This is a genomic window from Citrifermentans bemidjiense Bem (genome assembly GCF_000020725.1).
Classification (GTDB): Bacteria; Desulfobacterota; Desulfuromonadia; order Geobacterales; family Geobacteraceae; genus Geomonas; species Geomonas bemidjiensis.
This window is the reverse complement of record NC_011146.1, coordinates 1,913,321-1,937,510: the sequence shown is the minus strand read 5'-3', so window position 1 is coordinate 1,937,510 and position 24,190 is coordinate 1,913,321. Positions and strand designations below refer to the sequence as shown.

At 61.2% G+C, this 24,190-nt stretch carries 26 protein-coding genes; 5 read left to right on the top strand and 21 right to left on the bottom strand.

Translation table 11 applies throughout. The annotated features are described in order from the left end of the window. The first annotated feature begins 65 nt into the window (after positions 1-65). Complete coding sequence (locus GBEM_RS08405) at positions 66-362, top strand: DUF2795 domain-containing protein (RefSeq protein ID WP_012530107.1); 297 nt, start codon at positions 66-68, stop codon at positions 360-362. 94 nt (positions 363-456) lie between these two features. On the opposite strand, the gene GBEM_RS08400 is transcribed toward GBEM_RS08405, so the two are convergent. After that, on the bottom strand, positions 457-774 hold the full coding sequence (locus GBEM_RS08400; RefSeq protein ID WP_012530106.1) for a BON domain-containing protein: 318 nt from the start codon (positions 772-774) through the stop codon (positions 457-459). 169 nt (positions 775-943) lie between these two features. Here GBEM_RS08400 and GBEM_RS08395 point away from each other — a divergent pair, with 169 nt between their 5' ends. After that, positions 944-1,360, top strand: a complete 417-nt coding sequence (locus GBEM_RS08395) for a hypothetical protein (protein WP_012530105.1) — start codon at positions 944-946, stop codon at positions 1,358-1,360. Here the strand turns inward: GBEM_RS08395 and GBEM_RS08390 are convergent. After that, the gene (locus GBEM_RS08390) at positions 1,357-2,022 is read right to left on the bottom strand and encodes a uracil-DNA glycosylase family protein (RefSeq protein WP_012530104.1); all 666 of its coding nucleotides are present in this window, start codon (positions 2,020-2,022) and stop codon (positions 1,357-1,359) included. The two genes, GBEM_RS08395 and GBEM_RS08390, sit on opposite strands and share 4 nt — an antisense overlap. Positions 2,023-2,056: 34 nt before the next feature. On the opposite strand from GBEM_RS08390, the gene GBEM_RS08385 reads away from it, so the two are divergent. After that, a complete protein-coding gene (locus GBEM_RS08385) occupies positions 2,057-2,977 on the top strand; it encodes a zinc dependent phospholipase C family protein (RefSeq protein WP_012530103.1) in 921 nt (306 codons plus the stop codon). Here the strand turns inward: GBEM_RS08385 and coaBC are convergent. From coaBC to GBEM_RS08310, 15 genes are all read right to left on the bottom strand, one after another. Continuing rightward, a complete protein-coding gene (gene coaBC / locus GBEM_RS08380; protein ID WP_012530102.1) occupies positions 2,966-4,201 on the bottom strand; it encodes a bifunctional phosphopantothenoylcysteine decarboxylase/phosphopantothenate--cysteine ligase CoaBC in 1,236 nt (411 codons plus the stop codon). The two genes, GBEM_RS08385 and coaBC, sit on opposite strands and share 12 nt — an antisense overlap. A gap of 9 nt (positions 4,202-4,210) precedes the next feature. Next, entirely contained in the window at positions 4,211-4,840 is a 630-nt protein-coding gene (locus GBEM_RS08375; RefSeq protein WP_012530101.1) for an MBL fold metallo-hydrolase, read from the bottom strand. A 69-nt stretch (positions 4,841-4,909) separates the two neighbouring features. After that, entirely contained in the window at positions 4,910-6,076 is a 1,167-nt protein-coding gene (locus tag GBEM_RS08370; protein WP_012530100.1) for a 3'-5' exoribonuclease YhaM family protein, read from the bottom strand. Between the two features lie 40 nt (positions 6,077-6,116). Beyond that, a complete protein-coding gene (locus GBEM_RS08365; protein ID WP_012530099.1) occupies positions 6,117-7,700 on the bottom strand; it encodes an NAD(P)/FAD-dependent oxidoreductase in 1,584 nt (527 codons plus the stop codon). A gap of 10 nt (positions 7,701-7,710) precedes the next feature. Continuing rightward, a complete protein-coding gene (locus GBEM_RS08360) occupies positions 7,711-8,118 on the bottom strand; it encodes a response regulator (protein WP_012530098.1) in 408 nt (135 codons plus the stop codon). Between the two features lie 75 nt (positions 8,119-8,193). Then, positions 8,194-9,384 carry a response regulator gene (locus tag GBEM_RS08355; RefSeq protein WP_012530097.1) on the bottom strand — a complete coding sequence of 397 codons (1,191 nt, stop codon included), beginning with the start codon at positions 9,382-9,384 and terminating at the stop codon, positions 8,194-8,196. 89 nt (positions 9,385-9,473) lie between these two features. Next, positions 9,474-9,917 carry a universal stress protein gene (locus GBEM_RS08350; protein ID WP_012530096.1) on the bottom strand — a complete coding sequence of 148 codons (444 nt, stop codon included), beginning with the start codon at positions 9,915-9,917 and terminating at the stop codon, positions 9,474-9,476. Between the two features lie 29 nt (positions 9,918-9,946). Beyond that, a complete protein-coding gene (locus tag GBEM_RS08345; RefSeq protein WP_012530095.1) occupies positions 9,947-10,327 on the bottom strand; it encodes a response regulator in 381 nt (126 codons plus the stop codon). A gap of 239 nt (positions 10,328-10,566) precedes the next feature. After that, positions 10,567-11,388, bottom strand: coding sequence for a helix-turn-helix domain-containing protein (locus GBEM_RS08340; protein ID WP_012530094.1), 822 nt, complete (start codon positions 11,386-11,388; stop codon positions 10,567-10,569). A gap of 1 nt (position 11,389) precedes the next feature. Next, positions 11,390-12,142: a tetratricopeptide repeat protein gene (locus tag GBEM_RS08335; RefSeq protein ID WP_012530093.1), complete on the bottom strand. Its 753-nt coding sequence runs from the start codon at positions 12,140-12,142 to the stop codon at positions 11,390-11,392. 93 nt (positions 12,143-12,235) lie between these two features. Then, the gene (locus GBEM_RS08330) at positions 12,236-13,153 is read right to left on the bottom strand and encodes a PfkB family carbohydrate kinase (protein WP_012530092.1); all 918 of its coding nucleotides are present in this window, start codon (positions 13,151-13,153) and stop codon (positions 12,236-12,238) included. A gap of 82 nt (positions 13,154-13,235) precedes the next feature. After that, entirely contained in the window at positions 13,236-14,099 is an 864-nt protein-coding gene (gene mtnP / locus GBEM_RS08325) for an S-methyl-5'-thioadenosine phosphorylase (RefSeq protein ID WP_012530091.1), read from the bottom strand. Positions 14,100-14,131: 32 nt separating this feature from the next. Then, positions 14,132-15,187, bottom strand: a complete 1,056-nt coding sequence (gene rlmN / locus GBEM_RS08320) for a 23S rRNA (adenine(2503)-C(2))-methyltransferase RlmN (protein ID WP_012530090.1) — start codon at positions 15,185-15,187, stop codon at positions 14,132-14,134. A 67-nt stretch (positions 15,188-15,254) separates the two neighbouring features. After that, a complete protein-coding gene (ndk, locus tag GBEM_RS08315) occupies positions 15,255-15,668 on the bottom strand; it encodes a nucleoside-diphosphate kinase (RefSeq protein ID WP_012530089.1) in 414 nt (137 codons plus the stop codon). 147 nt (positions 15,669-15,815) lie between these two features. Then, complete coding sequence (locus GBEM_RS08310) at positions 15,816-16,019, bottom strand: hypothetical protein (RefSeq protein WP_012530088.1); 204 nt, start codon at positions 16,017-16,019, stop codon at positions 15,816-15,818. A 466-nt stretch (positions 16,020-16,485) separates the two neighbouring features. Between GBEM_RS08310 and amrA the strand changes: the two genes are divergently transcribed. After that, positions 16,486-17,037: an AmmeMemoRadiSam system protein A gene (gene amrA, locus GBEM_RS08305; protein ID WP_012530087.1), complete on the top strand. Its 552-nt coding sequence runs from the start codon at positions 16,486-16,488 to the stop codon at positions 17,035-17,037. 106 nt (positions 17,038-17,143) lie between these two features. Here amrA and GBEM_RS08300 read toward each other — a convergent pair whose 3' ends face one another. From GBEM_RS08300 to GBEM_RS08290, 3 genes are all read right to left on the bottom strand, one after another. Then, positions 17,144-18,469 carry a citrate (Si)-synthase gene (locus GBEM_RS08300; protein ID WP_012530086.1) on the bottom strand — a complete coding sequence of 442 codons (1,326 nt, stop codon included), beginning with the start codon at positions 18,467-18,469 and terminating at the stop codon, positions 17,144-17,146. Between the two features lie 217 nt (positions 18,470-18,686). Beyond that, positions 18,687-19,877: a M24 family metallopeptidase gene (locus GBEM_RS08295; RefSeq protein ID WP_012530085.1), complete on the bottom strand. Its 1,191-nt coding sequence runs from the start codon at positions 19,875-19,877 to the stop codon at positions 18,687-18,689. 197 nt (positions 19,878-20,074) lie between these two features. After that, entirely contained in the window at positions 20,075-21,724 is a 1,650-nt protein-coding gene (locus GBEM_RS08290; protein ID WP_012530084.1) for an AMP-binding protein, read from the bottom strand. A 654-nt stretch (positions 21,725-22,378) separates the two neighbouring features. Here GBEM_RS08290 and GBEM_RS08285 point away from each other — a divergent pair. After that, on the top strand, positions 22,379-23,047 hold the full coding sequence (locus GBEM_RS08285) for a hypothetical protein (protein ID WP_012530083.1): 669 nt from the start codon (positions 22,379-22,381) through the stop codon (positions 23,045-23,047). Between the two features lie 170 nt (positions 23,048-23,217). Here the strand turns inward: GBEM_RS08285 and GBEM_RS08280 are convergent, their stop codons facing one another. Next, positions 23,218-24,183: a D-2-hydroxyacid dehydrogenase gene (locus GBEM_RS08280; RefSeq protein WP_012530082.1), complete on the bottom strand. Its 966-nt coding sequence runs from the start codon at positions 24,181-24,183 to the stop codon at positions 23,218-23,220. Between the last annotated feature and the right edge of the window lie 7 nt (positions 24,184-24,190).

The window sequence follows — 24,190 nt, the reverse complement described above, 5'->3', positions numbered from 1 at the left end:
AAAAAACCAACTCAATATAATCGACTTGTAACAAGGTTGTTAAAAGTGGCTTAAAAGGAGGAGTTATGGCAACGCGTGGTACTGGTCACTCACCGGCAAATGTGACGAAAAATCTCAAAGGCATAGACTTCCCGGCAGATAAAAAGGATCTGGTAAAACACGCCCAGCATATGAAAGCCGAGAAAGTCGTCATCGACGAAATCCAGAAAATGGAAGACCGGGAATACGGCAACATGGCCGACGTCATGAAAGCGTTCGGCGGGAAAGGGTCCGAGGAGGGCTCATCCAAATCGAGCAGCAAGCAGCAACAACCAGGCAGCCAGGCGGGGCAGAGCAAGTCCCACAGCAAGTCGCACCACTAACGATGCTGAGCCCCCCTCCCCAAAGGGAGGGGGCTTTTCCCGGAAATGAAAAACCCGCCGCAGCGGGTTTTTTTGTGGGTATGAAAGTAATGCGTCACTTGGCGATCAGGTCGTTTCTCACCTCTTTTACCCCTTTGACGCCGCGGGCGATCTCGCCTGCCCGCTTGGCGTTGTCGGCGGAGTCCACAAAGCCGCTCAACTGCACCACCCCCTGAAAGGTGGTGACGTTGATCTGGAAGGTCTTCAGCGCCATCTCGTCGAAGATGGCCGCTTTCACGCGCGTCGTGATCATCGAGTCGTCGACGAACTCGCCCGCGCTGTCATGCTTGGGTGTGGTCCTGCAACCGGTGGTGACAGAGGCTGCCATGCAGGCACAGAGGATGAGAAATACGATGCGCCGAAACTTTGCCATAACCATCTCCTTTTGTTAGAGGATATAGCTGCCGGAAAGCGCATTAAGAATATCCAACGCAAATTGTGTGTCAAGACAGGCTGGAGAGTACGAAAATTTGAAAGGGTTCATTTTGACACTATACTTGGCGGGTGTTTGCAGCCATCAACCAGTGCAGCGGGGAGGGATCATGAAGCTCATACTGCTCGCATTAAGTCTGCTTCTGACAATCGGGAGCGGGAAAGCTCTCGGGGTCGACGCATCCATCTGCAATCCGGGCGGGACCGTGATCTATTACCCCAACGGCGAGTTGAAGTCCTGTCCGCTCAAAGACATCACCCTGTTAAGCGGCGTGAGATGCAACATGTACGCTGAGGCTGAGTTCTACGAACTGGGGACCTTGAAGAGCTGCATCACCAGGGACTTCTTCTACTACGAGGGGCTGGCCTGCAACGAGTACAGCACTATCAGCTTCTATACCTCCGGCAAACTGGAAGGGTGCGTCCTCGCCACCCGGGTCGAGGTGGACGGCAAGATCTGCGTCGACCTGCAGCCGATCGTGCTCTTCGAGAACGGCAGACTCAAGACCTGCACCGCTCCGCGCTAGCGCCCCTGCCCCAGGCGCCCCATCACCTGCTGCATGTCGTTCCAGGCGTCCCGTTTGAGCCCCTGGTTCTCCAGCATCGCCTCGGGATGGTGGGTCGGCATGAGCGCTATCCCGGACAGATCGTGGAACCTGCCCCGCAGCCGCTGCAGGGGGGCCTCGCTTTGGAGCAGCAGGGCGGTCGCCTCCTCCCCCATGCTCACCACCACCTCGGGAGCGAGCGCGGCGATCCGGCCGGCGACGGCGGCGCGGGAAGCCTCACCGCTGTCAAAGCTTAAAAGGCCAACCTGCTCCTTGCCCAATCCCATGGCGACGACGATCTTCTCCAGAAGCTCCCCCGCCTCCCCGGCGAATCCCGATCCGTGCATGACGAAGAGCAGCCGGGCCCGCGGATCCCCTTCCACTCGCAATGAATCTTCCGGCGCGGCCGGCCGGTAGCTCGCCTCCGCACGAACCGGGGCCGCCGGCTCCGGCGCGGCAGAGGGGGCGGGCGCCTGCGGGAATGCCTCTGCGGGCGCGGTCGGTGCCTGGACCGCGGCACGCTTCTCCCGCTCTCCGGCAACCGGCTCCCCAAAGGTGAGCTCGTCCACGCCGCTCTCCAAAAGCTCCGCCAGGTACCCTTTCAGCGAGCCTAGCACGGTTTCCCGCTCGTCCATCTCGACCATCCCAAACCCCTTTACTTTTTCAAGCTCATTAACTATGCTCGACCACATGTTGATACTAGCTGCAGCAACCCTCTTCCTGGTCATAGCGGTGCCGGAGCAGGCCTACGCCTGGGGCGCCGGCATCCATCTCCAGCTCGGCATGAACGTCCTCGCCAACCTGGACGCGCTCAAGCCCGCCGTAGCGGCCGTTATCGGCGCCCATCCCTACGACTTTCTCTACGGCACTATCGCGGCCGACATCACGCTCGGCAAGAAGTTCACCCACTACCTGCAGCACTGCCACCGCTGGCGCATCGGCCACCGCGTGCTGGACAAGGCGGGGGACGACGCGCAAAAGGCCTGCGCCTACGGCTACCTGAGCCATCTCGCCGCGGACTGCATCGCCCACAACTACTACGTCCCCTACAAGGTGATGAGGAGCTTCTCCTCCCTCACCTTGAAGCACGCCTACTGGGAGATGCGCTTCGAAAACTTCGTGGAAAAGGAGATCTGGGAGACGGCGAAGAAGGTGTCCCTGGAACATTTCAGCTCCAACGACGCGCTTTTGCGCAAGGTCCTTTCCGACACCATCTTCTCCTTCGGCACCAACAAGAGGATCTTCAACTCGATCCTGCTGGTGAGCCGCCTGGAGAAATGGCAAGGGCTCTTGCAGACCCTTTCGGAAACCTCCCGCTACGTCCTGGAGGAGGATGACCGGGAGGAGTACATGCAGCTCGCCCAGGAAGCGGTCTTCGACTTCCTCAACAACGACGAAGAGTCCCGCTACTACTTTGCCGACCCGACCGGCGAGCGCGCCCTCGCCGCAGCCGAAGCGGTCAGGAAGAACCTGCGCCTTTTGTACCGGACCGGAAAGATCACCAAGCCCCAGGCCTTAGACGAACTGGAGGAGCTGAAGCCGAAGCTGAAGCAGGCGATCTGCCGCCCCGAGCTCCTCTTGGAGATCCTATCGGGCTGACGGGCTCCCCGGCTTTTCCGCCTTGCCGGCTCCCTCTCCGCGCAGCAGTTCCACGCGCTCCAGTATCTCCCCCGCCAGCTCCTCTTTCCCCATCATGGGAAGCGCCTCCACCCGGCCGTCCCGGTACAAGAGCTTCGCGATGTTGGTGTCGACGTTGAAGCCGGCCCCCTCCTGGGAGACGTCGTTCGCGACCACGAGGTCCAGGTTCTTCGCGTTCAGCTTCGCGGTGGCGTTTTTCACCAGTTCCTGGGTTTCTGCCGCGAATCCGACCAGGAGCCTTTCCCCTTTCATCCCCCCTATCTCGGCCAGGATGTCCGGGTTTTTCTCCAGTTCAATGGAAAGGGCAGCCGCGCTCTTCTTCATCTTCTCGCCGCTGCGGGACTTCGGGCGGTAGTCCGCCACCGCCGCCGCCTTGATCACGATGTCGGTCCGCTCCAGAAGCCCCATGACGGCGTCCCGCATCTCGGCAGCGCTCTGCACCCGGATCACCTTCACACCGTGCGGCGCTGCGAGCGCCGTGGGCCCGGTCACCAGGGTGACCTCCGCTCCCTTTAGCTGCGCCTGCCTCGCTATGGCGTACCCCATCTTCCCCGAGGAGTGGTTGCTGATGAAGCGCACCGGATCGATCTCTTCCAGGGTCGGCCCCGCCGTCACCAGGATCCGCTCCCCCGCAAGCCTTTTGGGGGTGAGCGCCGCCACCGCCTCGGCTAGGATCACTTCGGGGGCCTGAAGTTTCCCCTCCCCCTCATAGCCGCAGGCGAGCATGCCGCAGACCGGCGCCACGAAGAGGTAGCCGTGCTTTTTCAGGCGCTCTTCGTTCTCGCGGTAAATGGGGTTCTGGTACATGTTGACGTTCATGGCCGGGGCGATCAGGACCGGCGCCTTGGTGGCCATGACGGTAGTGGTCAGCAGGTCGTCGGCGATGCCGCAGGCGAGTTTCCCGATGCAGTTGGCCGTGGCGGGGGCGACGATGAAGAGGTCGGCCCTTTCCGCGAGCGATATGTGCCCTATCTCCTGCTCCGAGATCAGGTTGAAGAGCTCGCTGTGCACGGGGTTACCCGAAAGGGTCTGGAAGGTGAGCGGCGTGACGAACTGTTTCGCGGCCTGCGTCATAACCACGTGTACCGTCGCACCCGCCTTGACCAAAAGGCGCAAAAGTTCGACGGCCTTGTACACCGCAATCCCGCCGGTTACCCCGAGAACGATCTCCTTCCCTTTCAGCATCGCCTCCTCCTATTCGTTGATGTAGGGATTGCTGCGCCTCTCGCGGCCGATGGTGCTGGAGGGGCCGTGTCCGGGCCAGACGGTGGTGTCGTCGGGAAGCGGCATCAACTTCGCCTTGATCGAGGCCATCAGCTGCTCGTGCGACCCGCCGGGGAGGTCGGTGCGCCCGACAGAGTCGGCGAAAAGGGTGTCGCCGGTGATCACCAGCTTCTCGTGGGCGAGAAGGAGGCAGCACCCCCCCTGGGTGTGCCCGGGCGTGTGCAGCACCTCGATGGTGCGCTTGCCGAATTCGAGCTTCATGCCGTCCTCAAGAAACCGTGTCGGGGCAGGAGAGGCCTCGGCCTTAAGCCCGTACTTCTGCGCGCTTTTGGCGGCCAGTTCCAGAAGCGTTTGGTCCCCCTGGTGGATCAAAAGCTCCGCGCCGGTCTTCTCTTGGACGCTACGGTTGCAGCCGACGTGGTCGAAGTGGCCGTGGGTGTTGATGATGTACTTGACCTTGATCCCGAAGCGCGCGATGGCGTCGGCGATCAGCTCGAAGTCTGCACCCGGGTCCACCACCACCCCTTCGTTACTCTGCTTGTCTCCCAGTATGAAGCAGTTGACCCCGAGGGCGCCAACCACTATGGTCTCGAATAACATGGCATTTCCTCCTTGCGCGGCCGGGGCTTTTTGGCTGCGCCCCGAACCCGCTTCAAACTCAGCGGATGCTTATTCCTTGCCGTTTTTCAGCGCGGCGAAAGGGTTGTTGCTGAAGCTCTTGCGCTCCTGGCCAGCGCGGGGGGCCTCCTGGCGCTCCCGGCGCGGCGCTCCCTGCTCCGGCGCGCTAGAGGGGGACGGTACCGGCACCGGCGCCTCCACCGTCTGCGGCATCAGCTCGGACGGCTCCAGGCCTGCCGCCGGGGAGAGTTCCAGCTCCTCCTCCGGCAGGCAGTTCTCCTTGAAGAAGTAGCGGTCGTAGAGGCGGTGGTACGAGGTCCAGCGCGAGGGGTTGTCGGGTTCCTTGCGGATGTGGGTCCGGATGCCGTTGATCTTGGAGTCGAGATCGTCCAGGTAGTTCAGGATGGTCGCCTCCAGCGTCTTCGGGCGCTTCGGGGAGCCGTACTCGTACTGGCCGTGATGCGACAGGATCATGTGCTTCAAGAGCATGGCGAGCTCGGCCGGAAACCCCGGCAGCGCCGTGATCCGCTCGTGCAGCATCTCGGCCCCGATGGTGATGTGGCCGATCAGCTTCCCCTCGTCCGAGTAGTCGAAGCAGCGCAGGTAGGTCATCTCCCGCACCTTACCCACGTCGTGCAAAAGCGCCCCGGCGACGAGGAGGTCCCGGTTCAGCCCCGGGTAGAGCGGGACCATGGCGTCTACCAGCTTCGCCACGGCAAGCGAGTGCTCCAAAAGCCCCCCGAGATAGACGTGGTGCATCCCCTTGGCCGCGGGGGCGACGCTGTACTGGGCCAAAAGCTCAGGGTCGTGGAAGAAGGAGGACAAAAGCCTGGCTAGGTCAGGGTCCTTCACGCCGGCGACGAGGGCGTGCAGCTCCTCGACCATCGCCTCGATGTCCCGGTCGGTTTCGGGAAGAAAATCCGCCAGATCCACCGAGTCATCGGGAACCTTCTTCAGCTCCGAGACGATCAGCTGCATCTTCCCCAGGTAGACGCTCGCCTTGGCGCGCACCTCCAGGAAGTCGTTGCGATCGAAAAGCGCCCCCACCTGGTCCGCGTTGTCCCAGACCTTGGCGTCGACCTCGCCGCTTTTGTCCATAAGCTTCAGGGTGAGGTACGGCTTGCCGTTCTTGGCCATGGCCACGATCTTCTCCTTGACCAGGAAGACCGCTTCCACGAGGTCGCGGTCCTTTATCTCGGCAACGCATTTCTTTTTCACATGAAGCTCCTTGTAGGCTTGAAACCGGTTGGTGCTACTGCTAAGGCTTTTGGCTCTCGGCGCGAAGCCTCGCCGCGATGGCGTCGGCCACGCGGATCCCGTCGAGGGCGGCGCTCATGATACCGCCGGCGTAACCCGCTCCCTCGCCTGTGGGGTAGAGTCCCGGATGGGAGACCGACTGCAGGTCGGGAGCCCGCAGGATGCGCAAGGGGGCCGAGGTCCTGGTCTCGACCGCGGTCAAGGTAGCCTCGGCGCTCATGAAGCCGCGCATCTTCCGGTCGAAGTGGCGAATCCCCTCCTTGAGCGTCGCGGCGACGGCAGGAGGGAGAAGCGGCGTCAGCTCGCATTCGACGACGCCCGGACGATAGCTGGAAGCGACCCTCCCCTTCCCCTCGCCCAGAAAGGCCATAAGGCTCTGCGCCGGCGCCAGGTACCCCCCTCCCCCGGCCGCGAAGGCGCGCCGCTCCAGGTCGCGCTGGAACTCGATCCCGGAAAGCGGGGAGGCGCCGGGGAAATCTGCCGGGCCCACGGTGACAACGAGCGCGCTGTTGGCGCCGGGGCCGTTGCGGCGGTAGCCGCTCATCCCGTTCACCACGACCCCGCCCGCCTCGGAGGCGGCTGCGACCACCACCCCTCCCGGGCACATGCAGAAGGAGTAGGCGGAGCGCCCGGTCTTCTCGTTGTTGTAGGCCTGCGCATACTCGGCCGGCGGGAGCTGGGGATGCGGGTTCCTGCCGTACTGGATCTCGTCGATCAGGGCCTGCGGGTGCTCTACCCTAAGCCCCACCGCGAACGGCTTTGCCTCCAGCGCCACCCCGGCCCGGTGCAGCATGGCGTAGGTGTCGCGCGCGCTGTGGCCCGGCGCCAGCAGCAGCGTGTCGCAGGGGTGCTCCGAGGTCTCGTTCACCATCACCGCGCTCACCCGGTTGCCGGAAAGCCCGATCCCGCTCACCCTGCTCTCGAAGCGGATCTCGAAACCGGCCTGGATCAGCCTCTCCCTGATCCCCTTCACCACGGCGCGCAGCCGGTCCGTACCTATGTGCGGCTTCGCAGCGTAGAGGATCTCCGGCGGCGCTCCGAAATGGACGAGCTGCCTCAGCACCCAGCCGCAGTTCTCGTCCTTCACCCGCGTGGTGAGCTTGCCGTCCGAAAAGGTCCCCGCCCCCCCCTCGCCGAACTGCACGTTGCTCTCGGGGAGGAGCTCCCCCGCGCGCCAGAAGCGGGAAACGTCGGCGGCTCTTTTCTCCACCTCCCGTCCGCGCTCGAGGACCAGGGCGGAAAGCCCGTATTCGGCGAGCCTAAGCGCCGCGAAGAGGCCGGCCGGCCCCATGCCGACGATGACGATGCGCTCCTTCGAGGCGAGCTTCGGGAACTCTTCCCTTGCGGCCGGCTCCACTCGGGAGACGTCCCCCCCCTCCTTGACCCGCGACTCGTCCTTAACGGTCACCTGCACCGTGTAGACCAGCTTGATCTTCCCCTTCTTGCGGGCGTCGACCCCTTTTCTAACCAGCGACAAGGAGGTGACGGCGCTCTCGGGCACGCCCAGCTTCGCCGCGGCCAGAGGGCGCAATAGGCGCTCCTCCTCTCCGGGGGAGAGGGTGAGGTTTCGTAGCAGAAATGGCATGGGGTTTCCGTCAGGCGGCGCTGGAGCCGCGCCTCTTTCTTTCCAGGAGCTGCTCGACGATGATGACGATGTCCAGCGGTGGGGTGGATTTAGGGATGTGCACCTTGGCGCCCATCTCCGGAATCGGGTGTTCGTGCGGGGCGCCCTGGAACATGGAGGTCAAGAGGATGAGGACGGGATCCGGATCTTCCGACAGCCTGGCGATCTCGAGGGAGGCGCTTACCCCCCCCATCCTGGGCATGACGAGGTCCAAAACGACGGCGTCGAACCGGTCTTGGGCGTAAGCCTCCACCCCCGCCTGGCCGTCGCCGGCGGTGGCCACCGTGAAGCCGGCGCTCTCGAAGGCGTCCGACATCACCTTTTGAAAGAACTTGTCGTCGTCCACCAGGAGGATCTTTTTCCGGTTTTCTGCTGTCATTTCAACCTCAAAGCGCGATGGAATGCGCCATCATACAAAAATGTATTGCAAAAGGGAAGGGAGAATCCTCCCCCGCTACCTCGGGGGGGCAAGCGGCAGACGGACCAGAAAGGTGGTCCCTAAGCTGTCGCTTTTCTCCACTTCGATCTTCCCCTTGTAGGTCTTCACGATGCGCAGGACCACCGAGAGCCCAAGCCCGGTGCCGCGGCTGTTGGTGGTGAAGAAGGGGTCGAAGATGTTGGGGAGGTTTTCAGGCGGGATGCCGGGGCCGGTATCGGAGACCCTCACAGTGATCCACTGCTCGTCCCCTTCCAGCTCCACCGCGAGGGTCCCCTCCTCAGGCATCACGTAGATGGAGTTCAAAAAGAGGTTGGTGAAGATCTGCTCTATCTCCATCGGGTCCGCCTTGATGGCAGGCGGGATGCTCTTGAAATCGGTGACCGCCCGGATCCTTTTCTGCCGCAGCTGCGGGGTGAAGGCGTCGAGCGTGTGCTCCAGGACCCGGTCCACCCTCACCTCGCTGATCTCGAACTTCGGCCGCTTGGAGGCGTCGAGTAGCTTGGCCAGGATGTTGTCGATCCGGTCGACTTCTTTGAGGATCTTTTCCACGTAATCCAGGCGCTCGTGCTCGTCCAGCCCGGTTTTGATCAGCTGCACGAAAAGCGCTATGGAGTTCAAGGGGTTCCTGATCTCGTGCGCCATCCCGGCGGAGAGGTAGCCAAGGGAAGCGAGCTTCTCGGACTGCACCACTTCTGCCTGGGCCCGGCGCAGCGCCTCGCTCTTTTCCTGCACCCGGCGCTCCAGCTCGCGGTTCCAGTCCGCGATCTCGGCCAGAAGCCTTTCCCGCTCGCTCAAAAGGGCGCGGTTTTGCAGCTCGATCCCCCGCAGCTTCAGGACGCTCTCGATCCTCTCGACCAGGTCCTGGTTGTTGAACGGCTTCAGTATGTAGTCGGAGGCCCCCGCCTTCATCAGCTCGACGGCGATCTCCTCGCTCCCCTTGCCGGTGAACATGATCACGTAGGTATCGGGGTAGCTGCGCCTGATCTCCTTGAGCGCGGTGAGGCCGTCCATGTTCGGCATCATGTAATCGAGAAGCACGAGCTCGGGGCGTTCCTTCTCGATGACCTCCAGCCCCTCCAGCGCCGAAAGTGCGGTGAAGACCTGGTAGCCGCGGTTTTTGAGGATGATGGCGGTAAGGTCGAGGATGACCTTCTCGTCGTCGACTATCAGCACGCGGCCGCGCGGCTCTTTATCCTGTTGGGACATGACGGGTTTTCCTGTTCTGTAGTGATTTTGGTGCATCAAAAAAAAGGGGCAGCAAAACGCTGCCCCGCAGAAGTCTTATGGCGCCGGAGTCAGGCGAGCCGGACGGTTACCACCGGGCAAAGCGCCTTTCTCACCACGCGTTCAGCGGTGCTGCCGAACAAAAGGTGGTCTATCCCGCTTCTCCCCTGGGTGCCCATGACGATGCAGGAGGAATGGTCGTTTTCGGCCCGCTTCAGGATCTCCTCCCAGGGGACGCCGGTGACGATGGCGCACTGGTAGTTGGTGAAGCCTGAAAGACGGCTGGCGCAGAACTTGCCCATCATCTTCTCGGCACCTTCTTCGATCTCCTTTTCCAGGTTCTCGAAGGAGATGTGCGGCACGTAGAAGCCGCGCAGGTCTACAGGCTCGTTGATGACGTGCAGTATGGTGAGCTGGCTGTCGAACTGCTTGGCCATGGTGAGCGCGTACTCGAAGGCATGGTCCGAGCTCTCGGAAAAATCGGTGGCAAACAGAATCTTGTCGAAGCTTCTCATCTCGCCCCCCTGCGAACCGGTGTTCAGAGTCAGTGGCTGGTTTCCTTGAAGATCTTCTTCAGGATCGACTTCAGCTCGTCTATCTTCACCGGCTTGTTGATATATTCGAAAGCCCCGAGGTTCATGGCTTCGATATAAGACTCGACACCGCCGTAAGCGGTGATCATGATCACGTTGCTGGAGGGGTAGCTCCGGTTGAGTTCCTTGAGGAAGGTGATGCCGTTCATCTCGGGCATGTTGATGTCGGTAACGATCAGGTTAACCTCCTGCTCGCGCAGGTAGTTAAGCGCTTCGAAACCGTTGGCAACGCTGTCAACCAGGAACCCTTCCTTGGCCAGCAAGCGGGAGAGACCGATGCGCGCGTTCTCCTCGTCATCCACCACCAATATTCGCTTGGGCTGCTTTGGCAAGATAGGCTCCGATTCGTTTATTAGAAAAGCAGCTTTGATTCTAGCACCGCCCCCCGGGGTGTCAACGGGGGTTTTCCCCCAAGAGCGAATCTTTTACGTAATTTACCGGCATGGGATGAGAGGGTGCCGATGCGGGAAACGAAACAGTTTTATCGCGCAAAATGGTCTTCATTGGAATTTTGTCCGCTTTAATGATCGACGCAGAGCTGGGAGTGAGTTGCAGTGGGGGGCTCGTGGATTTATTGTCCCGCTTTCAGATCGACGTGCGCCGGCTGTCCGGCCTGCCCGAGCGCCTTCAAAGGCCTGCCGTTGAATTCCCCTTCGACGGCGCCGCCGTCGCCCAGTTCCAAGGAGAAAGAGCGCTGTCCCTTCCACTCGATGATGTCGCCGGCCTTCAGGTCGTAGCGCTGGGAGATGCTGTCGTCGATGGTGATGCTGAGCCAGCTGTCGCGGTTGAAACGCAGCTTCAGGACCACGCCTTGCTGCTTGCCGGCTGGAGCGGCACTCTGCGGACTCTCGGGCGCCGGCTCGGCCAGAGGCGCCCGGCGCGCCGAACTGATCTGCTTTTGCACCGGCGCCGTCATGGGGGCCATAACCGGTGCGGGGACCGGCGCCGGGGGAGCCGGCCGCGGCGGAGGGGGAGGTTGTTCGCCGTCGGAGTAAAAGAGCGCGGCGAGCACCACCAGGACCAGCAGCAGCGCCGGTATCAGCCAGCGCCCGTGGTTGGCGAGCTTCGCCTTTTCCACGTTCTCCATCCCCGGGTGCGGCTGAGAGGGCTCTGCCTGCGGCTTCGCTGCCGGGACCAGCTCGCGCTCGTACCTCGCGACCATCTCGTCGCCGGAAAGGGAGAGAAAACCTGCGTAAAGCCTTAGGAATCCCTTGATGTAGGCGACATTGGGGAGTTTCTCGAACTGCCCTTCCTCGATCGCCACCAGATAGTTCTTGCCGATCTTGGTTACCTGGGAGGCCTCTTCCAGCTTGAGTCCGCGCGATTCGCGCACGCTCTTCAGGTACTGGCCGACGGGCATCTCCGCGCCCATGTTCTGCTCTGGCTCAGACACGTTACCTCACCTTGAGCAGTTCCAGGTACTCCCTGGAGAGCTGCCCGATTTCCGAATCCGGGGCCAAACGGACCACATCCTGAAAGGCGCTCTTGGCTGCGTCGGCGTCTTTGAGCTTCATCTGTGCCAGCCCCAGGTGGTAATAGGCGGAGGCATAGGAGCGGTTCAGCTGCAGGGCCTTTTGGTACTCTTCGACAGCTAGTTCGTTTTTTTGAAGGGCGAAATAGACCCGGCCCAGGTTGAGCCGGATGCGGGGGTCGCTGCCGTTTTTTCCGACCTCGTTGCGCAGCACGGTCAGGGCCTGCTGATACTCCCCCTTGCCCAGATAGGCAAGACCTAGGTTGATGGCGACGCCGTCCTGCCCCTGGTAGAAGATGTCGTCCTGCACCAGCTTGAACTGCTCGATGGCGTCGTCCCAGCGCTTCATCTCCAGGTAGTTGACCCCCAGGTTGTTGCGGGCGTCGGAGAAGCGCTCCTTGTGGTCGATCGCCTTCAGGTACTTCGCCTCGGCAAGATCGTAGCGCCCCTTGCGGTAGTAGGTAAGCCCCAGAAGGTTCAAAAGGTCCGGATCCCTCGGGGTGAGCTTCTCGGCCTCGCTCAGCTCCAAGAGGGCGCCGGTGTAGTTGTTCTCGGCGTAAAAGGACTGCCCCATCTGGTAGTGATAGATGGACCGGTTCTTGTCCCCCTGGTTCAGGGCGCATCCCGCTGCAAAGAGCAGGACGAAGGACAGCATGATCGGTATCGGACGGAGCATAAGCCTCACATGGTGGCTGCCGGTAGGTACCGGGGAAAATTAGCAGATTAGCAGATCGTTGTCAATGAGGAGGGGTTCAGCAAGCGAGGCCGATCAGAGCTCCCCCACCCCTTGGAAATGCGTCATCTTCTTGAAGCTGCGGTAGCGCGACTCGATCTCGGGGTAGGAGAGCGTCTTCAGGCGGTCTAGGCTGAAGGCCTCGACGTTGAAGGAGGCCATCACGGAACCGAAGACGATGGCCTGCCGCACCCCCTGCTCCGAGACGTCGCCGGTGTTGGCCAGATACCCCATGAAGCCGCCGGCGAAGGTATCGCCCGCGCCGGTGGGATCGAAGACCTCCTCCAGCGGGAAGGCGGGGGCCGCGAACACCGAGTGCCCGTTGAACATGAGCACGCCGTACTCCCCGCGCTTCACGATCAGGTTCTTCACCCCCATCGCTATGATCGCACGCGCCGCCCGCACCAGGTTCGCCTCCCCGGAAAGCTGGCGCGCCTCCCCTTCGTTGATGATGAGGAAGTCGACGCGGCTGATCACCTTCTTGAGCGCCTCAGGCTTGGAGGAGATCCAGAAGTTCATGGTGTCCAAAGCCACCACTTTGGGGTTGGGCACCTGGTTCAGCACCTCCATCTGCAGTTCGGGGTCGATGTTGGCGAGGATCAGGTATTCGGCGCCGGCGTAGGATGCCGGTATCACCGGTTTGAAGCTCTCGAAGACGTTCAGGTGCGTCTCCAGAGTCTGCGCCTCGTTCAGGTCGTAGCCGTAGCGCCCTTTCCAGTGGAAGGTCTTGCCCGGGACCCTGGAGAGGCCGGTGAGATCGATGTTCCTGGAGGAGAGGAACTTGGTGTGCTCCTCGGGGAAGTCCTCCCCGACCACGGCCACGAGGTTCACGTCGGTGAAAAAGCTGGCCGAGGTGGAGAAGTAGGTGGCGGAACCGCCGAGTACGCGTTCCCTTTCGCCGAACGGGGTCTCGACGGAATCAAGGGCGACGGAACCAACGACAAGTATGCTCATGAAACCTCCTGGAAGTGTTGCGGGATGAGGTACGGCAAATCTATTCTTAATTCTGCATCTATCGGCAAAGGCTGCCGGTTCCTTAGAGGTATTTCCCCATGATCAGCTCCAGGTTCTCGCGGGTCTCTACCGGGATCACGGAGGTGTCGCTGATGATGGCGTATTTGAGGGCCTCGCCGCAGCCGCAGCCGCGCCCTGCCGCGACCTTCGCCACGGCCTGGCGGATGATCTTCTTGGCGGTGGCTACGTTATTTTTGATGATGGCGATGATAGCCTCCACCGAGACGTCCGCGTGGGCGTCGTGCCAGCAGTCGTAGTCGGTGGAGAGTGCGATGACGCCGTAGCAGATCTCCGCCTCGCGCGCGAGCTTCGCCTCGGTGAGGTTGGTCATGCCGATGATGGAGGCCCCGAAGGAGCGGTACAGGTGGCTCTCGGCGCGGGTGGAGAAGGCGGGCCCTTCCATGCAGACGTAGCAACCTCCCCGGTGCACCACCGCGTCGACCTCGACGGCTGCCGCGTGCAAAAGATCGGAAAGCTCTGCGCAGACCGGGTCGGCGAACTGGACGTGCCCCACCACGCCGTTTCCGAAGAAGGTGTCCTTTCTGAAGCCGCGGGTGCGGTCGATGAACTGGTCCGGTATCACGATGTGCCCCGGAACGATCTCCTCCCTGAGGCTACCCACGGCCGACACCGAGATGATGCGGGTGACGCCCAACTTCTTCATGCCGTAGATGTTGGCGCGGTAGTTCACCTCGCTGGGGGTGAAGCGGTGACCCTTGCCGTGCCGCGGCAGGAATACCATGCTGACCCCGTCCAGCGTCCCGGTCACATACTCGTCGCTAGGCCTGCCGAAGGGGGTGTCGACCGTCACCTGGGCGACGCCGGTCATCCCTTCCATCTCGTAGAGCCCGCTGCCGCCGATAACGCCGATTACCTCGTTTGCCATCTCTACCTCCAGGGATTTTATTTCAGTTCTCTCTAGCCTTCGCAGCCGCAGTTGCGGCGTTCGCCGTCCTCCTGATCCAGCCGTCCCTTGAGCTGGCCGCAGGCGGCAGAGATGTCGCTGCCGCGGCTGGAACGGGTGATCACGGTGACGTTTTTGTCCAACAGATACTTGTGGAAGCGGTCGATCGACTCCTGGGTGGGGCATTTGAAGTCGCACCCTTCGTGCTCGTTGAACGGGATCAGGTTCACCTTGGAGGGGATGTTGCTGATCAGCCGCACCAGCCTCTTCGCGTCTTCAAGCGAGTCGTTCAGGTCCCGGATCATCACGTACTCCATGGTGATCCAGCGCCGGGAGGGAAGCGGGAACGCCTTGCAGGCGGCGAGCAACTGGGCCAGAGGATAAGTGCGGTTCACCGGCATGATCCGGCTCCTCACCTCGTCGGTGGTGGCGTTCAGCGAGACGGCGAGGTTCACGGTGCAGCCGCGCCCGAGTTCCGCCATCTCGGGGACGAGCCCGGAGGTGGAAACGGTGACCTTCCTGGTGGAGAACTGGAAGCCGTCCGGGTCGGTCAGGATCTGCACTGCCGGGATCACCCCTTTCAGGTTCGCCAGCGGCTCCCCCATCCCCATGAAGACGATGTTATTGACCGGCTGGTCGCGCTTCACCGCGCAGACCTGGTTCACAATTTCGGCCGTGGTGAGGTTGCGGGAGAGCCCGAAGCTGCCGGTGAGGCAGAAGGCGCAACCCATGGCGCAGCCGACCTGGCTCGAGATGCAAAGCGTGTTGCGCCCCTCGTCGGGAATCAGGACGCTCTCCACCGCGCTGCCGTCGGACAGGCGGAAGAGGTACTTCCTGGTCCCGTCCTCCGACGCCTCAACCACCTCGGGCGTCAGGTTGCTGATCTGGGCGATCTCGCCCAGCATGACCCGGAACTCCTTGGAGACGTTGGTCATCTCCTCGAAACTTCCGGCGTCCATCTGGTAGAGCCACTTGAAGATCTGCTTGGCGCGGAAGCGCTCCTTGCCCAGCCCTGAGATGTACGACTCGAGACCCTGCAGGGTCAAATTCTTTATGTCTGTTTTCTGCATCGCCTTTTTCGGATATAAAAAAGCCCTTCTAGCGAAGGGCTTTCGATCTGCCTAGACCAGTTGCGAATTACACCAGCTCGAGCTGGTTGAAGAAGTAAGGAATCTCGTAGGAAGCGGACTCCGGGGAGTCGGAGCCGTGCACCGTGTTCTCCTCGATGCTGACGCCCAAAGCCTTGCGGATGGTGCCTGCCTCGGCGTTAGCCGGGTTGGTGGCGCCCATCAGGCCGCGCCAGTCGGCGATGGCGTTCTCTTTCTCGAGCACCAGCGCGATTACCGGGCCGCGGGACATGAATGCGCAGAGGTCGCCGAAGAAGGGGCGCTCTTTGTGCACATAGTAAAACCCTTCCGCCTGGCACTTGGAGAGACGGATCTTCTTCATGCCGACGATCTTGAAACCACCCTCTTCTATCATCGCCAGGACCTTCCCGGTGACGTTCCTCTCGACTGCATCAGGCTTTATGATGGCAAATGTTCTTTCCATTGCTTCCTCCGGATTCATTGTAGTAGACGACCGTTTTAACTAGCATTCCTGCCTGCCGCTTGTCAAGGCAAATAGGCGGGAGCAAATACAAAAAAAGCCCACAGAGGACTCTGTGGGCTTCTTGAAACAGGGAGACCCTGTTTCGAATTACTTGTGCTCAGCCGGTGCGGCCGGAGCAGCCGGAGCTGCCGGAGCGGTGGCGGAGGACATCGGAGCCTGTGCCGGTGCAGCCGGTGCAGCCGGTGCAGCCTGCTCAGCAGCCGGAGCCGGAGCCTCTTCTTTCTTCTTGCAGCCAGCAGCAAAGGACAGAGCCAGAGCCAGGCAAAGTGCCAAGGAGATCAGTTTTTTCATTGACGATATCACCTCTTTTCTTTTTAGATTTACCATTACTGCGCATAGCGCACTGGTTTTTTTGTCACAACAAAGGGCGAATATACTAGCATTCCCGCAAAAGTCAATACTTTTTAAAAGAAAGAAACGCAAAAAATTATTAAAGGACGTTACTCCTTCCGGAGGGAGCGAAAGCATGCGAACTACCGTCGTTTTGCCCCCGCTCACGCCCGCTCCCGGAGCCAAACTAACGGGGGCCTAACGAAGAGGAAGATAAAGGAAAAGGAACCGGGAACGTTGACGGCGGAAAGCCGCGCTGCCAGGACATCCGCTCCATCGGTACCCGAAGGCGAAACACCGGCGCCTTGCAGGCCCTCGGCAGCGCATAAGGGAGGCAACGTTAATGCTTGTAAACGGCGGGTAAATATATTATTTTAGGCAAATTAGTTTTCCGGCACCGCTAGCCGGCGCCGGTTAAGGGGGGCTCGTGAACGAAACACTCAACTCCGCAGACAAGAAACTCCTTTTGCACCTAGCCAGGGAAGCGGTCACTGCCGCCGTTGAGACCGGCAAAGTAAACGTGCGGCAGGTGACCGAGGCGCACCTGCAGGCGACCAAAGGGTGCTTCGTCACCATCAAAAGGCTGGGTGCCCTCCGGGGGTGCATCGGCAATTTCAGCTCGGAGAAACCGCTTTACCTGCTGGTGCAGGAGATGGCGGCCTCCGCGGCCACCAGGGACCCCCGCTTCTACCCCATGAAGGAGGAGGACCTGGCCGACTTCGAGCTGGAGATATCGGTCATTTCGCCGCTGCAAAAGATCGCGACGCCCGAGGAGGTCGTGGTGGGAAGACATGGCTTGTACCTGGAAAAAAACTTCTCCCGCGGCGTGCTGCTGCCGCAGGTGGCGGTGGAACAGGGCTGGGACAGGGAGACCTTCCTGGGCCAGACCGCGCTGAAGGCGGGGCTTAAGAAAGAGGACTGGAAAGAAGGGGCGGACCTGTACGTATTCACCGCAGAGATCCTCGCCGAGCGGCACTGAAGGGATCGCCTTTCCCGCAAAGAGGGGCATCGCCGTTATTTACCAATAGGGCATAAAAAAAGGGGACGCCATGAGCGCCCCCTTTCTTGTTTCTGCAGCTTCTTGCTTACATCTTCCTGCCGCCCTCGGCAGCCCACTTCTCGAGCATGTCGGTGGTGACGGACTTCGGACGCTCGATGGCGTAGCCGAGGCCGCGGTCCCAGGTGATGTTCGCCATGCAGCCCAGGGCGCGCCCTACGCCGAAGAGAACGGTGTAGAAGTCCCACTCCTTGAGGCCGTAGTACCACTGGATGACGCCGGACTGCGCGTCGACGTTCGGCCAGGGGTTCTTGGTCTTGCCGTGCTCGGTGAGGACGCCCGGTGCGGTCTCGAAGATCATGGCGACCAGCTTGAACAGCTGATCGTCCTTGAGGCCCGGGGTCTTGAGGCAGAACTCGCGCTGAGCGGTGTAGCGCGGGTCGGTTTTCCTGAGAACCGCGTGGCCGTAGCCCGGAACGACCTGGCCGGCGTTGAGGGTATCCCACAGAGCCTTGGTGACGTTCTCTTTGGTCGGCTCTGCGCCGTTGAGCTTCTTCTGGAACTCCATGATCCAGCCGAGCACTTCCTGGTTGGCAAGGCCGTGCAGCGGGCCTGCCAGGCCGTTGAGGCCTGCGGAGTATGCGTAGTAGGGGTCGGAGAGAGCGGAGTGCACCAGGTGGGTGGTGTGAGCCGAGACGTTGCCGGACTCATGGTCGGAGTGCAGGATGAAGTACATCCTTGCCACGTCCTTGTACTGCTCGCTCTGGCCGATCATGTGGGCGAAGTTTGCGCCCATGTCGAGCTTCGGATCGATGGCGATCTGCTTGTCGCCGCGGTATTTGAGGTTGTAGATGAATGCGGCCAGTACCGGGATACGGGCGACGATGTCGCTTGCGTCCTCGTAAACGGACTCCCAGGCGTCCATCTTGTTGAACTTGCCGCCGCTGTAGAATGCGGCGAACTTGGAGTCCTTCTGCATAGCCATGATGCCGACGGAGAGCATGACCATCGGGTGGCTCTCTTTCGGGAGCGCGCGGACTGCAGTGTAAACGTACTCGGGTACGACCTGACGGGTCTTGAACTCAGCCTCGACAGCAGAGACCTGAGCCGCGGTCGGAACTTCGCCGGTCAAAAGGAAGTACCAGAAAGACTCGACGGTCGGGTACTCGGAGCCGGCCGCTTTCGGCAGCGCTTCGAAGGTCTCGGGGATGGTCTTGCCGCGGAAACGGATCCCTTCCTGCGGGTCGAGGTAGGAGATGTCGGTAACGAGCGAACGGATGTCGCGGGCGCCGCCGATGCACTGACCGATGTCCACCTTGTCGATGATCACCGAGCCGAACTCTTTGGTCAGGCGGGTGATACGGGGACGGTGGGCTTGGATCTTCTCAAACAATTTCTCTTTTAATTGCGTCATGTGCCAGATCTCCTTTTCTGTTGGGGTTGAGGTACACACTGGATGAATTAAAACGATCGAATCGCCCGCTGACAGCGTGCCCGTCGAAATAGACCTCGGCCGGATGCGCTCGGAAGGTATACTGTATACAAAGATTTTTCAAATGTATACCAAAGCCCTCGGCCAATTTCAATACAAAAAATTCCGTTTTACTATTTTGCATACATTTTAATTCAAGTCAGAGCAGTACCAGCTCCTGCCGGGAAAAGGTCAATCTCTTAAGTCCCTGTTCCGAGAGATAAAACGAATTTTCGATGCCGACCGCACCTTCCCCGGGAAACACCAGTTTCGGTTCGAAGGCAAACGCCATCCCCACCTGGAGCGTCTCACTTTCAAAACCGCGGGCGATAAAAGGGTATTCGTCGATCTCGATGCCGAGCCCGTGGCCGATGAAAGGAACCTGGCTTCCCGGGGTCCCCATGAAGTTGTCCGCGTAACCCATCTCGCAGGCCAGATCGAGGCAGGCGTGGTAGATCCCCCCCCAACTGGTTCCCACCTCGGCCATCTCCATCATCAGTTCCTCTATGCGCAGCATGTCTTGGTAGCCGCGCCGCATCCGGTCCGAGACGGAGCCTATGGCGAAGACCCTGGTCTGGTCGACCAGGTAGCCGTCGAAGCAACTGGCGAAATCGACCACTACCGGCTCGCCGCGCCGGATCCTGTTGTAGCTGGCCCCGTGGCCGAAGGCGGGGGTAAGCCCCATACCGCCCAGCGCGGTGTTGCCGGCTGCGGGCGCCGCGGCATCCGGCCCTGCGAGCACCTGGGCTCCGCCGACCTCGCCGTTGAAGGCACGCATGCGCACATGCCCCTGGTGTCCTTCCAGGCGCGAGAAGCGCTCCAGTTCGGCGGCAAGTTCCACCTCGCAGATCCCCTCGCGGATCGTCTCGGCAGCCTTTTTGTACACCTTGTCCGCCTGGTTGCCGGCGTCCTGCATGATGTGAATTTCGTAGTGGGACTTCACCATGCGCACCCGGCGTATCAGGGGGGAAGCGTCGACCAGTTCGGCGTCGGGGTAAAGGGCGCGGTATTTGAGGTAGAGGTTGACCGGGAGGACGTCGAGCTCGAGACCTAGCCTTTTCGGCGCGCTATGGCCGTGGTCGGAAACAAGACCGGGGAGATCGTTGAGGGAGGACGAAGGGAGCACCTCGGCCAAGGCACTTTCCATGCGGGCCCGGAGGTAGTCCCTGCGTACCAGGTAGATGGGGCGCCCGGAGGCGGGGACGTAAAGGTTCCCTGCCTGCGCGGTCCCGGTGAAATAAAAGAGGTCCGCGTTCTGGACCATGATGACCGCGTCGATTCCTGCACCGGCCATCTCGCTTTGCAGTTTTCGGTACCGGTATTCCAGCTCGTTTTTTGGCGTAAGCCGCATCGCTCCTCCTTCTCGTTTCCATGACTCAATGACTCAAGGGGGACAGGCACCTTGCGGAGCCAGTCCCCTTAGGACCGGCGCCTTGCGAAGCCAGTCCCCTAGTTCATGAAAAGGAGAAGGAAAGATAACTCACAAAGCCCCTGCCGTCAACAAGACAGCAATGATAACGGCAGGTTAAAAAGCGATGCGGCGTCTTTTCAGATATTTTCCTCAAGCTGCAGCTCGCGTATCGCCATTTCCCGCAGCTTGAACTTCTGGATCTTGCCGCTGGCGGTCATGGGATAGGAGTCGACGAAGCGGACGTACTTCGGGATCTTGTAGTTGGCGATCCGGCCGCGGCAGAACTCCTTGACCTCCGCCTCGGACATCTCGCTTCCCTGCTTCAGAACCACGGCCGCCATCACCTGCTCCCCGTATTTGCGGTCCGGCACACCGTAGACCTGAACGTCGGAGATATTCGGGTGGGTGTAGAGGAATTCCTCGATCTCGCGGGGATAGATGTTCTCGCCGCCGCGGATGATCATGTTCTTGATCCTGCCGGTGATCTTGCAGTAGCCGTTTTCGTCCATGACCGCGAGGTCTCCGGTATGAAGCCAGCCGTCGGCGTCGATCGCCTTGGCTGTTTCCTCCGGCATCTTGTAGTACCCCTTCATGACCAGGTAACCGCGGGTGCAGAGTTCCCCCTGCTTCCCCGGCGGAAGCTCGGCGCCGCTCTCGATGTCCACGATTTTAAGCTCCACGTTGGGGAGCACCCTCCCCACCGTGGAGACCTTCAGCTCGATCGGGTCGTCGGTGCGGGTCTGGGTGATGACCGGGGAGGACTCGGTCTGCCCGTAGGCGATGGTGATCTCGCTGGCGTGCATGTCCCGGATCACCCGGCGCATCACCTCTATGGGGCAGTTGGAGCCGGCCATGATCCCGGTCCTAAGCGAGGTGAGATCGAACTCCGGGAAGCGGGGGTGCTCAAGCTCGGCGATGAACATGGTCGGGACGCCGTGCAGCGCGGTGCAGCGCTCCTTTTCCACCGCCTGGAGCACCTTCAAAGGATCGAAGATCTCCACCGGCACCATGGTGGAGCCGTGGGTGACGCAGGCCATGACGGCCAGGACGCAGCCGAAGCAGTGGAAGAAGGGAACCGGGATGCAGAGCCGGTCCTTTTCGGTAAAGCGCATGCACTCGCCGATATTGAAGCCGTTGTTGACCAAGTTGTGGTGGGTCAGCATGACCCCTTTGGGGAAGCCGGTGGTGCCGGAGGTGTACTGCATGTTGATGACGTCGTGCACCGAGAGGGTCTTTTCCACCGCGTGAAGTTCCGCGTCCGGGACCTCGCGCCCAAGCTCCACGATCTTCTCGAAATTGATGGTCCCCGCGGGGGCCCCTTCTCCAAGAAAAACCACGTGCTTCAAAAACGGCAGGTCGCGGCTTTCGAGTTTTCCCGGCTCGCTTTCGGCAAGCTCCGGCACCACGGCGGCCAAGGTCCGGATATAGTCGGTGTCCTTGAACCCCTGCACCAGGAACAGGAATTTCGAATCGGACTGCTTCATTATGTACTCGAGCTCGGCGGACTTGTAGCTCGTGTTGACGGTGACGAGCACGGCGCCGATCTTCGCGGTGGCGAACTGCAGCACGACCCATTCCGGAACGTTGTAGGCCCAGATGGCGAGGTGGTCACCCTTCTTGACCCCCATGCGCAAAAGGCCCTTCGCCACCTGGCGGCAGCGCTCGTTGAACTCACGATAGCTGTAGCGCAATCCCCGCTCCACGTAGATCAGCGCCTCGTTGTCGGGGAATTTCCCGGCAATGTCGTCCAGCAACGCACCGACCGTCAACTCTATCTGTTGCGACATGGAACACCCTCCTTGTAACCTTGCGGCTCATCGCCACACCCAGGAAATCAAGTTCCTGTAATAAAAAGGTTTTATCAATTAGCACAGCGTTTAAGGCATGTCAAGACATAGAATGGGCCATGCCGCCGGCAGCCCCGGCGCCTTCCCAGGCAAAACCGGAACCTCACTCCTAGCCGTAAAAAAAGCTTGACAGAAATTCCGCCCACCACGCAGCGCTTTACGCTAAGTGGCCGGAATTATTACTGCAACCATTCTAACGCCGTTACATTTGTACTGATCATTTTTTAGGCAAATCGCAGATGCTGGTAATTTGATGACGGTTTTGCCCGATCTCCACCTCTTTTCCACAGCGCTATCCACAAACTGTGTGGACGCGCGGCGCCGCCGCGGCATTTCGGCGAGAAATCGGCAGGTTGCACCCAAAAGACAAAAATGGAGGCTCAAAATGCCGCGTCCTTTCGCGTATACAAGGGGTCGATAAGAGTCCCTCCCCCGCTCGCAGTTCAGGATGGCCCGAGCGCTCGGCTTGTGCGCAAGGGTTACTCTGATAACCTGTGGAAGCTTTTTGCAATGAGGACTGGCTAACCCAATACAGGAGGCACGCAAAAAAACCGACAGCACCAACGAGCAGGAGCCCAAAAGGAGGTAGCAACGATGATAAAGGAAGCAATTACAGCGACCCTGATGCTTTCCCTGGGTGTTGCGGGGGTGTCCGAGGCAGGGGAAAACAACAAGCGGAGCAGCGGCAAGAAAACATCCGCGCCGGGATATACGGTCATCTCACCCATCTTCAGCCAGTTGGTCTCCTTCACCCTCCCCGCCGGGTTCACCACGGTCTGGGAAGACGGCAACAAAACCAGCTACCTGCGCGAGGCGGTGCCCACCGGCGAAACGGTGGAGAGCTGGACCCAGATGGTCACCGTCACCGGCGCCAAGGGGCTGGCCGGCAACCCCGACGTCACCCCGCGCAGCTTCGCCGGTGCCGTTGCCGGTGGGTTCGAGAAGTCGTGTCCGGATACATATAGCGGCAAGATCCTGAAGGAAGGGAAAAACGAGCGGGGTTACGACCACATCGTCGCGGTGGTGAGCTGCGGCGCTACCCCGGGGGGAAGCGGAATGTCCAGCGAATCGGCGCTGGTCGTGGTGATCAAGGGGGACAGGGACTATTACACCCTGCAATGGGCGGAGCGCGGATCTCCTTCGGGCAAGGCCATCCCGGTGAACCCGCAGAAGTGGAAGGGACGCCTGGCGAAACTGGCCCCCATCAACCTCTCTCCCATAGTTCCGGGTGCCCCCCAGCCCTCCCCTTCGCGCTCTAAGTAGAAAATCCTTCCTAAAGGCGCCGCATGCCGGGCGGCGCCGGCGATTCACCACGTCCATCTCGTTGCATCTCGTTCCCAAGGTCCACCTTGGGAACGCAAGGACCCTGCGAAGCTCCAGCTTCCCACGGAGGCAAAGCTGGAGGTTTGCGCCGCATGGGTTCCCAAGCGCTATCACTGCACCCCGTTCACCACGTTTTGCGGTTTCCCCGCCAGGAAGGAGGCGATGTTGGCGGCGGTCGCCGCCATCAGCCTGCGCCGGGCGGCAAGTGTCGCCCAGGCGATATGCGGGGTGACGATGCAGTTCTTGGCCAGCAAAAGCGGGCTGTCCGCGGGTATCGGCTCCCTAGCGGCGACGTCGACCGCGGCGCCGGCGATGCTCCCGCGGTTCAAAGCCTCGGCTAGGTCGCGCTCGACGACGAGCCCGCCGCGGGAGGTGTTGATAAGGAGCGCCTGCGGCTTCATCAGCGACAGGGTCCTTTGGTTCACCATCCCTTCGTTTTCATCATTGAGCGGGCAGTGCAGGCTCACCACGTCGGCCTGGCTGAAAAGCTGGTCCAGACTAAGCCAGCGCAAAGAGATCCCTTCCGGGGCCACCCGGTGCCTCGGGTTGTAAGCCAGAACCTCCATCCCCAGCGCCTGTGCGATGCGCGCCACCCGCGCCCCTATCCTCCCGAGCCCCACGATGCCGATGCTCCTGCCGCAAAGTTCCGTCAAAGGCTCTCCCACCAGGGTGAAGTCGGGAGAGGCGGACCAATCGCCGCGGGCCACGGCCTGATGGTACTGCGCCACCCGGTTGGTGAGTTCCAGGAGGAGGGCTATGGCGTGCTGGGCCACCGAGTCGCTGCCGTACTCCGGGACGTTGACCACCGGTATCCCCAGCTGCGCGCTCTTTTCCAGGTCGACCACGTTGTAGCCGGTCGCCAGCACGCAGACGAGCCTCAGTTCCGGGAGCGCAGCCAAGGTCGCCGCCGAGAGCACCGTCTTGTTGGTAAGGAGCACCTGCGCTCCGCGGGAGCGCTCCACCACCATCTCGGCAGGGGTGCGGTCGTAGAGCGTGAGGTCGCCGAAGGAGGCGACCTCGTCCCAGGGGTTGTCGCCCGGGTTCAGCGTATATCCATCCAGGACCACTATCTTCATAATGCCT

Coding starts and splice junctions, on each gene's coding strand:
- GBEM_RS08330 (WP_012530092.1), bottom strand. CDS start 13,153: ATGAGCATACTTGTCGTTGGTTCCGTCGCCCTTGATTCCGTCGAGACC.
- GBEM_RS08335 (WP_012530093.1), bottom strand. CDS start 12,142: ATGCTCCGTCCGATACCGATCATGCTGTCCTTCGTCCTGCTCTTTGCA.
- mtnP (WP_012530091.1), bottom strand. CDS start 14,099: ATGGCAAACGAGGTAATCGGCGTTATCGGCGGCAGCGGGCTCTACGAG.
- GBEM_RS08390 (WP_012530104.1), bottom strand. CDS start 2,022: ATGGTCGAGATGGACGAGCGGGAAACCGTGCTAGGCTCGCTGAAAGGG.
- ndk (WP_012530089.1), bottom strand. CDS start 15,668: ATGGAAAGAACATTTGCCATCATAAAGCCTGATGCAGTCGAGAGGAAC.
- GBEM_RS08285 (WP_012530083.1), top strand. CDS start 22,379: ATGATAAAGGAAGCAATTACAGCGACCCTGATGCTTTCCCTGGGTGTT.
- GBEM_RS08350 (WP_012530096.1), bottom strand. CDS start 9,917: ATGAGAAGCTTCGACAAGATTCTGTTTGCCACCGATTTTTCCGAGAGC.
- GBEM_RS08290 (WP_012530084.1), bottom strand. CDS start 21,724: ATGTCGCAACAGATAGAGTTGACGGTCGGTGCGTTGCTGGACGACATT.
- GBEM_RS08300 (WP_012530086.1), bottom strand. CDS start 18,469: ATGACGCAATTAAAAGAGAAATTGTTTGAGAAGATCCAAGCCCACCGT.
- GBEM_RS08365 (WP_012530099.1), bottom strand. CDS start 7,700: ATGCCATTTCTGCTACGAAACCTCACCCTCTCCCCCGGAGAGGAGGAG.
- GBEM_RS08395 (WP_012530105.1), top strand. CDS start 944: ATGAAGCTCATACTGCTCGCATTAAGTCTGCTTCTGACAATCGGGAGC.
- GBEM_RS08385 (WP_012530103.1), top strand. CDS start 2,057: ATGCTCGACCACATGTTGATACTAGCTGCAGCAACCCTCTTCCTGGTC.
- GBEM_RS08295 (WP_012530085.1), bottom strand. CDS start 19,877: ATGCGGCTTACGCCAAAAAACGAGCTGGAATACCGGTACCGAAAACTG.
- rlmN (WP_012530090.1), bottom strand. CDS start 15,187: ATGCAGAAAACAGACATAAAGAATTTGACCCTGCAGGGTCTCGAGTCG.
- coaBC (WP_012530102.1), bottom strand. CDS start 4,201: ATGCTGAAAGGGAAGGAGATCGTTCTCGGGGTAACCGGCGGGATTGCG.
- GBEM_RS08400 (WP_012530106.1), bottom strand. CDS start 774: ATGGCAAAGTTTCGGCGCATCGTATTTCTCATCCTCTGTGCCTGCATG.
- GBEM_RS08310 (WP_012530088.1), bottom strand. CDS start 16,019: ATGAAAAAACTGATCTCCTTGGCACTTTGCCTGGCTCTGGCTCTGTCC.
- GBEM_RS08355 (WP_012530097.1), bottom strand. CDS start 9,384: ATGTCCCAACAGGATAAAGAGCCGCGCGGCCGCGTGCTGATAGTCGAC.
- GBEM_RS08280 (WP_012530082.1), bottom strand. CDS start 24,183: ATGAAGATAGTGGTCCTGGATGGATATACGCTGAACCCGGGCGACAAC.
- GBEM_RS08405 (WP_012530107.1), top strand. CDS start 66: ATGGCAACGCGTGGTACTGGTCACTCACCGGCAAATGTGACGAAAAAT.
- GBEM_RS08360 (WP_012530098.1), bottom strand. CDS start 8,118: ATGACAGCAGAAAACCGGAAAAAGATCCTCCTGGTGGACGACGACAAG.
- GBEM_RS08375 (WP_012530101.1), bottom strand. CDS start 4,840: ATGTTATTCGAGACCATAGTGGTTGGCGCCCTCGGGGTCAACTGCTTC.